Below are 14757 nucleotides of genomic sequence, written 5' to 3'. Positions count from 1 at the left end.
CAATGACCTACTCTTTAACCGAAAAGAAGCGTGTCCGTAAAGATTTTGCAACAAATCCATCAATGCTAGATGTTCCTTATTTGCTTTCATTGCAGAAGGGTTCTTATCATGACTTTATTCAAAAAGATAAAAAGCCACTTGAAAGAGCAGCGGTTGGTTTACATGCTGCGTTTGCTTCAGTATTCCCAATAAAAGGTGTAGCGGGTACTGCAGATCTTGATTACGTAAGTTATCATCTTGGTCAGCCTGAATTTGATGTTAAAGAGTGTAAGCAGCGTGGTGTTACCTATGCGGCTCCATTGCGTGTAAAAATGCGATTAGTTATATATGACAAAGACGCTCCCGCTGGTAATCGTCCGGTTAAAGATATCAAAGAGCAAGAAGTCTATTTGGGTGATATGCCTTTAATGACTGATAATGGTACTTTTGTTATAAATGGTACAGAGCGTGTAATCGTAACTCAATTGCACCGCTCTCCTGGGGTTATTTTTGATAATGACAAGGGCAAGTCCCACTCTTCTGGGAAAATACTTTTTAATGCCAGAATAATTCCTTATCGAGGCTCTTGGTTGGATTTTGAGTTCGACCACAATGATTGTTTATTCACGCGTATTGACCGTCGCCGTAAATTACCAGTCACTGTTTTATTGCGTGCTATGGGTTATGATAACGAGCAAATTCTAGAAAAGTTTTTTGATAATTCATCAATTAAATTTGCAAAAGGCCGTTTTAGTATTGCTTTTAATGCTGAACATTTTAAAGGTCAAGTAGCTGCGTTTCAAATCAGTCATAAAGGCGAAGTATTTGCTGAAGAAGGCTCACGTATAACAGCTAAAGCCGTTAAGCAAATGGTTGAGTCTGGAGCTAAATACTTTGCCGTTCCAGATGATTACCTTCTAGGAAAAACACTTTCTAAAAACCTGATCGTTACTTCAACAGGTGAGCTTATTGCACCTGCTAATGCTGTAATCACACAGGAAGTTATCAATAAAATTCAACTTGTTGATAAACTAGAATTTACCATTCTTTATATTGACGAACTTTTACACGGACCTTATATATCGGATACATTAAATCTTGATTCAACTTCAACACAACTTGAAGCTCAAATTGAAATTTATCGAATGATGCGCCCTGGTGAACCGCCAACAAAAGATTCTTCAGAATCCTTATTTAATGGTCTGTTCTTTGAGGAAGAGCGTTACGATTTATCGTCTGTTGGTAGGATGAAGTTAAATAGACGTCTGGGTCGTGAGGACAATAAAGGCAGTCTTGTTCTCGAGAAACAAGATGTTGTTGATGTTATTTCTGAATTAATTAATATACGCAATGGTCAGAGTACGGTTGATGATATTGATACCTTAGGTAACCGTCGAATTCGTGCAGTGGGTGAGATGGCTGAAAATGCATTCCGTGTCGGTCTTGTTCGTGTTGAGCGTGCCGTAAAAGAGCGATTAAATAATGCTGAAAGTGAAGGTTTAATGCCACAAGACCTTATTAATGCGAAGCCTGTGTCAGCAGCCATCAAAGAATTTTTTGGGTCTAGTCAACTTTCTCAGTTTATGGATCAGGTGAATCCGCTTTCTGAAGTAACTCATAAGCGACGTGTGTCAGCGTTAGGCCCAGGTGGATTAACACGCGAGCGTGCAGGTTTTGAAGTCCGTGACGTACATCCAACTCACTATGGTCGTGTTTGTCCGATTGAAACGCCTGAAGGCCCAAACATTGGCTTGATAAATTCATTAGCTGTTTATGCTAAAACAAATGAATATGGTTTTCTTGAAACGCCTTATCGTAAAGTAATTAATGGTAAGGTGACTGATGAAGTAATTTATGTATCTGCAATAGATGAGGCTCAGTTTGTCATAGCCCAGGCAAGTGCTAAATTAAACGAGAATGGTGAATTTGTTGATGATTTAATTTCAGCACGTCATCAAAATGAGTTCACATTGTCCTCATCTAAAGATATTAATTTAATGGATGTGTCGCCAAAACAAACTGTTTCGGTTGCCGCTGCATTAATTCCTTTCTTAGAGCATGACGATGCAAACCGTGCACTAATGGGCTCGAACATGCAGCGCCAAGCTGTACCTACGCTAAGAGCAGATAAGCCATTGGTCGGTACAGGTATTGAAAAAACTGTGGCAACAGACTCAGGTGTAACCGTGGTTGCAGAGCGAGGCGGTGTCGTTGTTTCATCTGATGCGTCCCGCATTGTTGTGCGAGTAGATGACTCGGAAGTCGTTGAAGGTGAAACAGGCGTTGATATTTACAATTTAATAAAATACCAACGCTCCAATCAAAACACCTGTATTAATCAAAAGCCTATAGTAAGTTCGGGTGACATTGTAACGCGTGGTGATGTGTTAGCAGACGGTCCTTCAACTGATCTAGGTGAGTTAGCCCTTGGTCAAAATATGCGCGTAGCTTTTATGCCTTGGAACGGCTATAACTTCGAGGACTCTATTCTTGTTTCTGAGCGTGTTGTTCAAGAAGATCGTTATACAACTATACATATAGAAGAATTCACCTGTTTAGCCCGTGATACCAAGCTTGGTCCTGAGGAAATAACCGCTGATATTCCAAATGTTGGCGAATCTGCTCTATCACGTCTAGATGAGAGTGGTATTGTCTATATAGGTGCCGAAGTTAAGCAAGGTGATATTCTTGTAGGTAAGGTAACACCCAAAGGTGAAACCCAGTTGACACCTGAAGAGAAGTTGTTACGCGCCATTTTTGGCGAAAAGGCTTCGGATGTTAAAGATTCGTCCTTACGCGTTTCAAAGGGAATAGAAGGGACTGTAATTGACGTTCAGGTCTTTACTCGTGAAGGTGTTAAAAAGGATACACGTGCTCTTGATATTCAAGAAGAAGAATTGTCTAAAGTAAGAAAAGATATTGATGAGCAGTATCGTATCCTTGAGCAAGATGTTTATGATCGTGTTGCTATGATGCTCTCGAACCAAAAGTTGAAAGATGGCACTTTGATTGATGCGGCATATTTAGCGATTACTGACAAAAAGAAATGGCTTGGTCTAAATGTTGACAATGAAGAGTTGGTTCGCCAGTTTGAAATGTTAGAAGATCAACTAAAGTCAAAGAGAAAAGAGCTCAATGAGTTGTTTGAAGAGAAGCGAAAAAAGCTAACTCAGGGTGATGATCTTGCTCCAGGTGTGTCTAAGATGGTTAAGGTTTATGTGGCCATTAAACGTCGCATACAGCCTGGTGATAAGATGGCTGGACGTCATGGTAACAAGGGTGTTATATCTAGAATATGTCCAGTTGAGGATATGCCATTTGATGAAACGGGTCGCCCTGTAGACATTTGCTTGAACCCGCTTGGTGTTCCATCGCGTATGAACGTAGGTCAGATTCTTGAAACTCATTTGGGGCTAGCAGCCTGGGGACTTGGAGAAAAGATCGACTCCATGTTAAAGCGTGAAGCTGACTTGGCTGAAGTACGTTCTTTCTTGCACAAAATTTATAATGATACCCAAGGACAATCTGTTGACTTAGACAGTTTCAGTGATAATGAAATAATTGAACTAGCTAAGAATCTACGTAAAGGTGTGCCAATGGCTACCCCCGTTTTTGATGGTGCGAGTGAAGCACAAATTAAGTCGCTTCTACGTCTAGCTGATTTACCTGAGTCTGGCCAGATGCGCTTGTTTGATGGCCGTTCAGGTGAGGAGTTCGATAGAACCGTAACAGTCGGATACATGTACATGTTAAAACTTAACCATTTGGTAGACGATAAAATGCATGCACGCTCAACCGGCCCTTATAGTTTAGTAACACAACAGCCGCTTGGTGGTAAAGCCCAGTTTGGTGGTCAGCGTTTCGGTGAGATGGAGGTGTGGGCACTTGAAGCTTATGGTGCTGCATTTACTCTGCAAGAAATGCTCACAGTGAAGTCGGATGACTTGAACGGTAGAACGCGCATGTATAAGAACATTGTTGATGGCAATGAGTATATGGAGCCGGGCATGCCTGAGTCCTTCAGTGTGCTACGTAAAGAAATTCGTGCATTAGGAATTGATATTGAGTTGGAGCAGGATTAATGAAAGATTTACTCGGTTTTCTAAAAAAACAAAACGTTTCTAGTGAATTTGATGCTATTAAGGTATCGCTTGCTTCTCCTGAAAAGATTCGTTCATGGTCTTATGGCGAAGTTAAAAAGCCTGAGACTATAAATTATCGTACGTTCAAGCCAGAGCGTGACGGTTTGTTTTGTGCCAAAATATTTGGTCCTATTCGTGATTATGAGTGCTTGTGCGGTAAGTATAAGCGCTTAAAGCATCGTGGTGTTATTTGCGAGAAGTGTGGTGTTGAGGTTACACAGTCAAAAGTGCGCCGTGAGCGTATGGGTCATATTGATTTAGCTACACCTGTTGCCCATATTTGGTTTTTAAAATCTTTACCAAGCCGTATAGGTTTGATGCTTGACATGACTTTAAAGGAAATTGAAGCAGTTCTTTATTTTGAAGCCTTTATGGTGGTGGATCCTGGTCTTACGCCATTAGAACCTTGGCAGTTGTTAACTGAGGAAGAGTATCTTGATGCACTAGATGAGTACGGTGATGAGTTTGAAGCTCAGATGGGTGCTGAGGCTATAAAACGCATGTTGCAGTCTATCAACCTTGTTGAAGAAGCAGCAAACCTTCGCGGGGAAGTCGAAAGCACAACTTCAGAAACTAAGCAGAAAAAAATATCTAAACGTTTAAAATTAGTTGAGTCTTTCCTTAATTCTGGCAACAAGCCTGAATGGATGGTGCTTGATGTTCTACCCGTTCTACCACCAGAATTGCGGCCTCTTGTTCCATTGGATGGAGGCCGATTTGCAACCTCTGATTTAAATGACTTATATCGCCGTGTTATAAACCGTAATAATCGTTTGAAACGTTTACTTGACTTAATGGCTCCAGATATTATTGTTCGTAACGAAAAGCGCATGCTTCAAGAGTCAGTAGATTCGTTGCTAGACAACGGTCGCCGTGGTCGTGCTGTTACAGGTACAAATAAGCGTCAGCTGAAGTCACTTGCAGATATGATTAAAGGTAAGCAAGGTCGTTTCCGTCAAAACTTGTTAGGTAAGCGTGTAGATTACTCGGGTCGTTCGGTTATTGTTGTAGGTCCAACCTTAAGGTTGCATCAATGTGGTTTACCTAAAAAAATGGCCTTAGAGTTATTTAAGCCATTTATTTTTAGTAAATTACAAAAGCGTGGCTCAGCACCAACTATAAAAGCAGCGAAAAAAATGGTTGAGCAGAGCTTGCCCGAGGTCTGGGATGTTCTCGATGAGGTCATTCGTGAGCATCCTGTTTTATTAAACCGTGCCCCGACTCTTCACCGTCTTGGTATTCAGGCCTTTGAACCTGTGCTAATTGAAGGCAAAGCCATTAACTTGCATCCCCTTGTATGTTCAGCATTTAATGCTGACTTTGATGGTGACCAAATGGCTGTACACGTTCCGTTATCGCTGGAAGCTCAGCTAGAAGCGCGTACGTTAATGATGTCAACTAATAACCTATTGTCTCCAGCGAATGGTGAGCCTATTATTGTGCCTTCGCAGGACGTTGTGCTTGGTCTTTACTACATTACGCGTGAAAAGATCAATGCTATTGGTGAGGGAAAAGCCTTTTCTAATTGGCAAGAAGTTTCTCGTGCACTTGAGGCAAAAGCTGTCCATTTGCATACAAAAATTAAATTGAAAATTGAAGAGACCATTATAGACGGTGATAAGGAGCATGTTGCTACTCGTATTGTAGATACTAGTGTAGGGCGCGCCTTATTAAGACGTATTTTGCCTCGAGGATTGTCATTTGACCTAATTAATCTTAACCTAAACAAGAAAAACATCAGTAAAGTATTGAATACTTGCTATCGCGTTTTGGGGCCTAAGGAAACGGTAATCTTTGCTGATCAGCTAATGTATGCCGGTTTCAAATGGTCAACGATGGCAGGGCTTTCATTCTGTTCAGACGACATGTTAATTCCAGACGAGAAAGCAGGAATTCTTGAGCGAGCCGATGAGCAGGTTAAAGAAATTCAAATGCAATACTCTCAAGGTTTGGTTACTGAAGGTGAGCGTTACAACAAGGTTGTAGATATTTGGTCACATACCAATGAGTTAGTTACTAAAGCAATGATGGACGAGTTGCAGTTTGATATTGTGACTGATGCCAAGGGTCAACAGGTTAAGGAAACATCATTTAACTCTATTTACATGATGGCGGATTCTGGAGCTCGTGGTTCTGTAGCCCAGATGCGCCAGCTTGGTGGTATGCGTGGTCTTATGGCTAAGCCAGATGGTTCAATCATTGAAACACCTATTACAGCTAACTTCCGTGAAGGTTTAAATGTTCTTCAGTACTTTATTTCGACGCATGGTGCTCGTAAAGGTTTGGCTGATACGGCATTAAAAACTGCGAACTCGGGTTATTTAACCCGTCGTTTGGTTGATGTTGCGCAAGATGTTGTTGTAACAGAGCATGATTGTGGAACGGATGCAGGTATTGAGATGACAGCCCATGTAGAAGGTGGTGATGTTATTGAATCATTGCGTGAGCGTATTCTTGGTCGTGTAATCAGTGAAGATGTTATTGATGCTAAAGGAAATGTCTTGGTATCAAAAGATACCCTGTTAGATGAATTTTTGGTTGGCGTAATTGATGAACATGGTATTGATCGGGTTAAGGTTCGCTCGACCATTACGTGTGAAACTAAATTTGGTGTATGCCAGAAGTGTTATGGTCGCGACTTGGCTCGAGGGCATCTTGTAAATATGGGTGAGGCTGTTGGTGTAATGGCAGCACAGTCAATTGGTGAGCCTGGGACCCAGTTAACCATGCGTACATTCCATATTGGTGGTACCGCTTCTAAAACAGCAGCACAAAGTCAGGTTGAAGTTAAGCGTGAAGGTTCAATAAGGTATCATAACCTTAAAACAGTAAAAAACTCTGATGATAAGGTAATGGTTACCACACGTTCCGGTGAAGTAACTATTCTGGATGCTTCTGGTCGTGAAAAAGAACGATATAAAATCCCATACGGTGCAATGCTTGAGGTACTTGAGGGGGAGAAGTTAGCCTCAGGGCAAGTGGTTGCTACATGGGATCCTCATACTCACCCAGTTATTACAGAGGTAAGTGGTCAGGTCCAGTTTGGCAACTTTGACGGTACTGTTGAAGAAAAAATTGATGAGCTAACAGGCCTGGTTACCCGTGTGGTTAAAAGTGCTAAAGAGCGTTCATCATCAGTTAAGGATGCACGTCCTTTTATTCGCCTTGTAGATAAAGCGGGTGAGGGAATATGTTTTGCCGGGACGCAAACACCCGTAATTTATTATTTACCAGAAAACTCGATTGTACTCGTTCAATCTATGGCAACAGTCGGTGCGGGTGATATCCTGGCTCGTATTCCACAGGAATCTTCAAAAACGAAAGATATTACCGGTGGTCTTCCTCGTGTTGCTGACTTATTTGAAGCACGACAGCCGAAAGAACCAGCTATTATGGCTGAAGTAAGTGGTGTGATTTCATTCGGTAAGGAAACAAAAGGAAAGCAGCGCTTAATCATTACCCAGGACTCAGGTGAGCAGTACGAAACATTGATACCCAAATGGCGAACTGTAAATATTTTTGACGGTGAGCGTGTAGAGCGTGGTGACATAGTTGTTGAGGGTAATGCAAATGCCCATGACATTCTGCGTCTACTTGGCGTTGAGCGTCTAGCTGAATATATTGTGGATGAGGTGCAGGATGTATATCGTCTTCAAGGTGTAAGAATTAACGATAAGCATATTGAAGCGATCATTCGCCAAATGCTTAGAAAAATTGAAGTGAAGTCTGCAGGAGATACCGGTTTAATTAGAGGTGAGCAAACTGAATTTGCACGCGTTTTAGAGCTGAATGAAAAGATGCGGGCGCAAGGAAAAGTTGAGGCAAGTTATGAGCGAGTATTGCTCGGTATCACAAAGGCATCACTAGCGACTGAGTCGTTTATATCGGCTGCCTCTTTCCAGGAAACAACTCGTGTACTCACTGAAGCTGCGGTAAGCGGTAAGCGAGACACCCTCGTTGGTTTAAAGGAAAACGTAATAGTTGGACGTTTAATTCCAGCAGGTACAGGTTTTGCATATCATCAGGCTAGAAAACGAGCTACCGACTTAATTGATGATGAATTAAAGGCTTTTATTAAATCGGGTGCAGAAGAGCAGATTGATGAAGAAATTTTGGCAGAAATGCCAGTTGTAGATGATAGGTTATTTGAACCTGAAGATGGTGAAGTATAAATACTAAAGTAAAGTATTTAAAGCTTGACATTTTAAAGTGCTGTCACTAAAATCTTGAAACCTTATTTGTGGGTCTAACACTCACAAATATTTTATGGTAGATGAGTTTAGTCTCAAATTTGGAGAAGTTTAATGGCTACAATAAACCAGTTGGTTCGTAAGCCGCGTAAAGACAAAAGTAAAAAGTCTAATGTACCTGCTTTGGAGTCTTGTCCTCAGCGTCGTGGTGTATGTACGCGTGTTTATACAACTACCCCTAAAAAGCCTAACTCAGCCCTGCGTAAAGTTGCGCGTGTTCGTTTAACAAATGGTTTTGAAGTATCTACCTATATTGGTGGAGAAGGTCATAACTTACAGGAACACTCGGTTATTTTAATTCGTGGTGGTCGTGTTAAGGATTTGCCTGGTGTGCGTTATCATACAGTACGTGGAGCATTGGATTGCTCTGGTGTTAATGAGCGTAAACAAGGTCGTTCTAAGTACGGTGCTAAGCGTCCAAAAGGTAAATAAGCCTTTTACATGCGCTAGCTTTTTTTAATTCTTTTATACCGGAAGAGAAGAGAATGGCAAGAAGAAGAGAAATACCAAAAAGATTAGTTTTACCTGATCCTAAGTTTGGTGATGTAACCCTTACAAAATTTGTTAACATTATTATGGTTAGCGGGAAAAAAGCGGTTGCCGAAAAAATAGTCTATGATGCTTTAGATAAAGTTGTTGAGCGTCGCAAGGGTGGTGATCATGCTGCCTATTTAAGAGAAGCCTTAGAAAATGTAGGGCCACTGGTTGAGGTTAAGTCCCGCCGAGTTGGTGGTGCTACTTATCAAGTTCCGGTCGAGGTTCGTCCTGAGCGGAAGGTGGCGTTGTCAATGCGCTGGATTGTTGAAGCTGCGCGAAAACGTAGTGAAAAAGGCATGATGTTGCGCCTTGCTGGCGAGTTATCCGATGCTCTTGAGAATCGTGGTTCCGCGATTAAGAAGAAAGAAGATACGCATAGAATGGCAGAGGCTAACAAGGCTTTCTCACATTTCCGCTGGTAAAATTCAACAAGGGCCCTTGACGGGCCTTTATTCTTTAATTCAATCAAATAAAAGGTTAATAAAGTGGCACGTCAAACCCCTTTAGAGCGCTATCGAAATATCGGTATTATGGCTCACATTGATGCTGGAAAAACTACAACAACCGAACGTATTCTATTTTATACAGGTAAGTCTCACAAGCTTGGTGAGGTTCATGATGGCGGCGCTACTACGGACTGGATGGAGCAAGAGCAAGAGCGGGGTATAACAATTACATCAGCTGCGATTACTTGTATGTGGTCAGGTATGGCAAAGCAGTTTCCTGAACATCGCATTAACGTAATTGATACACCTGGTCACGTTGACTTCACCATTGAAGTTGAGCGTTCATTGCGAGTTTTGGATGGTGCTGTGACAGCCTTCTGTTCTGTAGGTGGTGTTCAGCCACAGACAGAGACAGTATGGAGGCAGGCAAATAAGTATAAAGTGCCTCGGATGGGGTATGTAAACAAGATGGACCGAGCTGGTGCTAATTTTTTGCGCGTAGTGGAGCAGGTTAAGTCACGTTTAGGTGCAACCCCCGTTGTGATGCAGTTACCAATTGGTAATGAGGATACTTTTAAAGGTATCGTTGATCTGGTAAGGATGCGGGCTGTTTTTTGGAATGCTGAAACACATGGCTTATCTTTTGAGTATCATGATATTCCTGCAGATATGCAAGCGGATTGTGAAGCCTATCGAGAGCAGCTTGTTGAGTCAGCGGCTGAAGCCAATGAAGATTTGATGAACTTGTACCTTGAAGAGGGTGAGCTTTCAGAAGATCAGATTAAGCAAGGTATACGTTCAAGATGCATTAATAATGAAATAGTACCAATGTTTTGCGGTTCAAGTTTTAAAAATATTGGCGTACAGGCAATGTTAGACGCGGTCGTTGAATACTTCCCGTCACCGTTGGATGTGCCTGCTATTGAAGGTGTATTGGAAGATGATACGCCAGCATCAAGGAGGTCGTCGGATGATGAACCTTTTGCTGCGCTTGCATTTAAAATGATGACGGATCCTTATGTTGGAACTTTAACGTTTGTTCGAGTCTATTCTGGTGTTTTGAATTCTGGTGAATCGGTATTTAACCCTGTTAAAGGCAAGAAAGAGCGTGCTGGTCGTCTAATTCAGATGCATGCTAACTCTCGTGAAGAGATCAAAGAGTTACGCGCAGGTGATATTGGCTGTGTTGTGGGTCTGAAAGATGTGACAACTGGTGACACGATTTGTGATTTAAATAATATCATTACCCTTGAGCGTATGGAGTTTCCAGAACCTGTAATATCGATTGCAATTGAGCCTAAAACCAAGGCTGACCAAGAGAAAATGGGTATTGCTTTAGGAAAGCTTTCTTCAGAAGATCCATCATTTCGTGTAAGAACGGATGAAGAGACGGGTCAAACAATTATCTCTGGTATGGGTGAGTTACACCTAGACATACTTGTAGATCGAATGAAGCGAGAGTTTAATGTTGAAGCAAACATCGGTGCCCCTCAGGTATCTTATCGTGAGACTATTCGCCAGTCAGTAGAGGCAGATGGAAAGTTTGTTCGACAATCGGGTGGTCGTGGGCAGTACGGGCATGTTGTATTGCGCATTGAGCCTCAAGAACCAGGTGCAGGTTTTACATTCGTAAATGCTATTGTGGGTGGTGTTGTACCGCGTGAATATATTCCTGCTATTGAGAAGGGTACAAAAGAACAGCTTGAAAATGGTGTTATTGCTGGCTATCCAGTTGTGGATGTCAAGGTTACAGTTTTCGATGGTTCTTATCATGATGTTGACTCAAATGAAATGGCATTTAAAATTGCCGCCTCAATGGGTGTTAAGAATGGTGTTGAAAAGGCACGTCCTGTTATTCTTGAGCCAATAATGGCTGTAGAAGTAATTACTCCAGAAGACTATATGGGTGACGTTATGGGTGACCTAAACCGTCGTCGTGGTATGATTCAAGGAATGGAGGATACGCCGTCTGGGAAAGAGCTGAAGGCTGAAGTGCCTTTGTCTGAAATGTTTGGTTATGCAACTAATGTGCGTTCTTTGTCACAGGGTCGTGCCAGCTATACAATGACTTTCTCTAAATATGCTGAAGCACCTGCTTCTGTTCAAGAAGAAATTATTGCGAAAGCAAAAAAAGGTTCTTAATTTAAATTTTTTATAAAGGGTATTTATCATGGCAAAAGCTAAGTTTGAACGTAACAAGCCCCATGTAAACGTAGGCACAATTGGTCACGTTGACCATGGAAAAACTACATTGACAGCGGCGCTAACCATTGTACAGGGCAAGAAATTCGGTGGCGATGTAAAAGACTACAGCCAAATCGACAACGCACCCGAAGAAAAAGCACGTGGTATTACCATCTCAACTTCACACGTAGAGTATGAGTCAGATACGCGTCACTATGCACACGTTGACTGTCCAGGGCATGCTGACTATGTAAAAAACATGATTACAGGTGCAGCACAGATGGATGGTGCAATCCTAGTATGTTCAGCTGCGGATGGTCCTATGCCACAGACACGTGAACACATCTTGTTGTCACGTCAAGTAGGTGTACCTTACATTGTTGTATTTCTAAACAAAGCAGACATGGTTGACGACGAAGAATTGATGGAACTGGTAGAAATGGAAGTGCGTGAATTACTTTCTGACTATGACTTCCCTGGTGATGATACGCCAGTAATCAAAGGTTCTGCGCTTAAAGCTATCGAAGGTGATCAATCAGAAATTGGTGAACCAGCCATTGCGCGTCTAATCGAAGCCTTGGACACCTATATTCCAGAGCCACAGCGTGACACAGAAAAGCCATTCCTAATGCCAGTAGAAGACGTATTCTCGATCCAGGGTCGTGGTACTGTTGTTACAGGTCGTATCGAAACCGGTGTTGTTAAGGTCGGTGAAACGGTTGAGATCGTAGGTATTAAAGATACAGTAAGCACCACCGTAACGGGTGTTGAAATGTTCCGCAAGCTACTCGACCAAGGTGAAGCTGGCGATAACGTAGGTGTATTGCTACGTGGAACCAAGCGTGAAGATGTTGAGCGTGGCCAAGTATTGTCTCATGTAGGCAAAATCAAGCCACATACCACCTTTGAAGGCGAAGTTTACGTATTGTCAAAAGAAGAAGGTGGTCGTCATACGCCATTCTTTAATGGCTACCGTCCACAGTTTTATTTCCGTACAACGGATGTAACGGGTGCATGTGAATTACCATCAGGCGTTGAAATGGTAATGCCGGGTGATAACATTCAAATGACAATCACCCTAATCAATCCAATCGCGATGGATGAAGGTCTGCGATTTGCGATTCGTGAAGGTGGTCGTACAGTAGGTGCAGGTGTTGTTTCTAAGATTTTGAAATAATCTTACTTGATTATTTTTAGGATCTAAAGTACAATCCGCAAACTCTAAATAGCAGTGGCTCTATGAGTCCGCTGCTTTTATTTTTTATAAATAGCGAGAAGTGGTTATGGCAACACAAAATATACGTATTCGCTTAAAAGCATTTGATCATCGTTTAATTGATCAGTCAGCTAAAGAGATTACGGAAACGGCTAAAAGAACAGGTGCGCAAGTTCGCGGACCAATACCGCTACCAACACGTAAAGAGCGCTTTACTATACTGGTTTCACCGCATGTAAATAAAGATGCGCGTGATCAGTATGAATTGCGCACGCATAAGCGTATGTTAGATATTGTAGATCCAACGGATAAGACAGTAGATGCGCTGATGAAGCTTGATTTGGCAGCAGGTGTGGATGTCCAGTTGGAATTGCGTTAAGCATAGATTTAGTCATCAATCGTAATGACTGGTTCGAATAATAAGAGGTAGCAATATGAATATTGGTGTCGTTGGGAAGAAAGTTGGTATGACACGTGTCTTCAATGAAGATGGTGTATCAACGCCGGTAACCGTTGTAGAGGTTGCACCGAACAGAGTCACGCAGATAAAGACCCTTGAAGTAGATGGTTATACCGCTGTTCAAGTTACTACAGGGTCTAAGCATGCTGGCAGAATAAATAAGCCTGAGGCTGGACATTTTGCTAAAGCAGGTGTTGAATCTGGTTCAGGCTTATGGGAGTTTCGTTTAGATGATGAAGAGCTAAGTGCCTATGAGGTAGGTTCTGAGATTACAGTCGCTAAGTTTTCAGATGTTCCTGTTGTAGATGTGATTGGAGCAACTAAGGGTAAGGGTTTTCAAGGTGGTGTGAAGCGCCATAACTTTAGAACTCAGGATGCAACTCATGGTAACTCTTTGTCTCACCGTGTGCTTGGTTCAATTGGTCAAAACCAGACTCCAGGACGTGTGTTTAAGGGTAAAAAGATGGCTGGCCATATGGGTGCAGTCCGTCAAACAACTTTAAATTTAGAGCTCGTTCGTGTTGACGTCGAAAATGGTTTGCTTTTAGTTAAGGGTGCGGTGCCTGGGGCTAAGGGTAGTACTGTTATTGTTCGCAAAGCAATTAAGTAAGGTGGGCATAATGGAATTAAAAATGATTGAACTAGCCACAGGGGCTGATTCTGGAGTTGTTAATGTTTCAGATGCCGTGTTTGGTGTGGAGTTTAATGAGTCGCTTGTTCATCAGGTGGTAGTGGCTTACATGGCAGGAGCGCGTTCTGGTACTAAGTCTCAGAAAACTCGTGCTGAAGTTCGTGGTGGCGGAATTAAGCCATGGCGTCAAAAAGGAACAGGTCGTGCACGCGCAGGCACTATCCGTAGCCCGATTTGGGTTGGTGGTGGCCGTGCATTTCCTGGTCAAAATCGCGATTTTTCGCAGAAAGTTAATAAGAAAATGTATCGCGGTGCAATGCGCTCAATACTGAGTGAATTGAATAGAAGCGGACGTTTAATAGTTGTTGATGACTTTAAAGTCGATGCACCTAAAACAAGAGAGTTTAAAAGCAAGTTAGCGACTCTTAATGTTAATGATGTCCTTGTCGTTACAGAAGCCTTTGATGAGTATCTATATCTTTCTGCAAGAAATATCTATAAAGCAGATGTTACAGACGCTGCATCTGTTGATCCGTTAAGTCTAGTAGGTTTTAAAAACATCATTCTTACTCAGGGTGCTGTTAAGCAACTAGAGGAGAAGTTTGCATGAGTCAAGAACGTTTATTAAAGGTTTTGTTGGCACCACATGTGTCTGAAAAAAGTTCGTTGCTTGCTGAAAGTCAGTCTCAATATGTTTTTAGAGTAACGCCTGATGCAACAAAACTAGAAGTTAAGCTGGCGGTAGAGTCTTTGTTTAATGTAAAGGTTCAGTCGGTAAATGTGCTAAACCAAAAAGGTAAGCGCAAGATATTTAAGGGTCGTTCAGGTGTTCGTAGTGGCACTAGAAAGGCGGTTGTTAGGCTTGCTGCTGGTCAAGAACTTGACTTTGTATCTGGTGAATAAGGAGTTTTA

10 protein-coding genes are annotated in these 14757 nt (G+C 42.0%); all 10 read left to right on the top strand.

What is annotated here, in order from left to right; translation table 11 throughout:
- The first annotated feature begins 2 nt into the window (after positions 1–2).
- Positions 3–4061 carry a DNA-directed RNA polymerase subunit beta gene (gene rpoB, locus P8S55_RS03030; RefSeq protein ID WP_289224812.1) on the top strand — a complete coding sequence of 1353 codons (4059 nt, stop codon included), beginning with the start codon at positions 3–5 and terminating at the stop codon, positions 4059–4061.
- Positions 4061–8293, top strand: coding sequence for a DNA-directed RNA polymerase subunit beta' (gene rpoC, locus P8S55_RS03025; protein WP_289224811.1), 4233 nt, complete (start codon positions 4061–4063; stop codon positions 8291–8293). Before rpoB ends, rpoC begins: the two co-directional genes overlap by 1 nt.
- Positions 8294–8425: 132 nt before the next feature.
- Complete coding sequence (gene rpsL, locus P8S55_RS03020; RefSeq protein WP_289224810.1) at positions 8426–8803, top strand: 30S ribosomal protein S12; 378 nt, start codon at positions 8426–8428, stop codon at positions 8801–8803.
- A 53-nt stretch (positions 8804–8856) separates the two neighbouring features.
- Positions 8857–9330: a 30S ribosomal protein S7 gene (gene rpsG, locus P8S55_RS03015; RefSeq protein WP_289224809.1), complete on the top strand. Its 474-nt coding sequence runs from the start codon at positions 8857–8859 to the stop codon at positions 9328–9330.
- 63 nt (positions 9331–9393) lie between these two features.
- Positions 9394–11496 (top strand): elongation factor G, encoded by a 2103-nt coding sequence (gene fusA, locus P8S55_RS03010; protein WP_289224808.1) that lies wholly within the window; start codon positions 9394–9396, stop codon positions 11494–11496.
- Positions 11497–11524: 28 nt separating this feature from the next.
- Positions 11525–12715 carry an elongation factor Tu gene (gene tuf, locus P8S55_RS03005; protein ID WP_289224807.1) on the top strand — a complete coding sequence of 397 codons (1191 nt, stop codon included), beginning with the start codon at positions 11525–11527 and terminating at the stop codon, positions 12713–12715.
- Positions 12716–12821: 106 nt separating this feature from the next.
- Positions 12822–13133, top strand: a complete 312-nt coding sequence (rpsJ, locus tag P8S55_RS03000; protein ID WP_029936148.1) for a 30S ribosomal protein S10 — start codon at positions 12822–12824, stop codon at positions 13131–13133.
- 55 nt (positions 13134–13188) lie between these two features.
- Positions 13189–13824: a 50S ribosomal protein L3 gene (rplC, locus tag P8S55_RS02995; protein ID WP_289224806.1), complete on the top strand. Its 636-nt coding sequence runs from the start codon at positions 13189–13191 to the stop codon at positions 13822–13824.
- 10 nt (positions 13825–13834) lie between these two features.
- Complete coding sequence (gene rplD, locus P8S55_RS02990; RefSeq protein WP_353957023.1) at positions 13835–14455, top strand: 50S ribosomal protein L4; 621 nt, start codon at positions 13835–13837, stop codon at positions 14453–14455.
- Positions 14452–14748, top strand: a complete 297-nt coding sequence (gene rplW, locus P8S55_RS02985; protein WP_289224805.1) for a 50S ribosomal protein L23 — start codon at positions 14452–14454, stop codon at positions 14746–14748. The genes rplD and rplW overlap by 4 nt, the downstream gene beginning before the upstream one ends.
- The last annotated feature ends 9 nt before the right edge of the window (positions 14749–14757 follow it).

Source organism: Thiomicrospira sp. R3 (assembly GCF_029581415.1).
Taxonomy (GTDB): Bacteria; Pseudomonadota; Gammaproteobacteria; order Thiomicrospirales; family Thiomicrospiraceae; genus Thiomicrospira.
The sequence above is the reverse complement of the archived record's forward strand: the minus strand, read 5'-3'. Positions and strand labels throughout refer to the sequence as shown.

Excerpts from the sequence above, each read along its gene's own strand:
- rpoB (WP_289224812.1), top strand. The coding sequence starts at position 3 with ATGACCTACTCTTTAACCGAAAAGAAGCGTGTCCGTAAAGATTTTGCA.
- rpoC (WP_289224811.1), top strand. The coding sequence starts at position 4,061 with ATGAAAGATTTACTCGGTTTTCTAAAAAAACAAAACGTTTCTAGTGAA.
- rpsL (WP_289224810.1), top strand. The coding sequence starts at position 8,426 with ATGGCTACAATAAACCAGTTGGTTCGTAAGCCGCGTAAAGACAAAAGT.
- rpsG (WP_289224809.1), top strand. The coding sequence starts at position 8,857 with ATGGCAAGAAGAAGAGAAATACCAAAAAGATTAGTTTTACCTGATCCT.
- tuf (WP_289224807.1), top strand. The coding sequence starts at position 11,525 with ATGGCAAAAGCTAAGTTTGAACGTAACAAGCCCCATGTAAACGTAGGC.
- rpsJ (WP_029936148.1), top strand. The coding sequence starts at position 12,822 with ATGGCAACACAAAATATACGTATTCGCTTAAAAGCATTTGATCATCGT.
- rplC (WP_289224806.1), top strand. The coding sequence starts at position 13,189 with ATGAATATTGGTGTCGTTGGGAAGAAAGTTGGTATGACACGTGTCTTC.
- rplD (WP_353957023.1), top strand. The coding sequence starts at position 13,835 with ATGGAATTAAAAATGATTGAACTAGCCACAGGGGCTGATTCTGGAGTT.
- rplW (WP_289224805.1), top strand. The coding sequence starts at position 14,452 with ATGAGTCAAGAACGTTTATTAAAGGTTTTGTTGGCACCACATGTGTCT.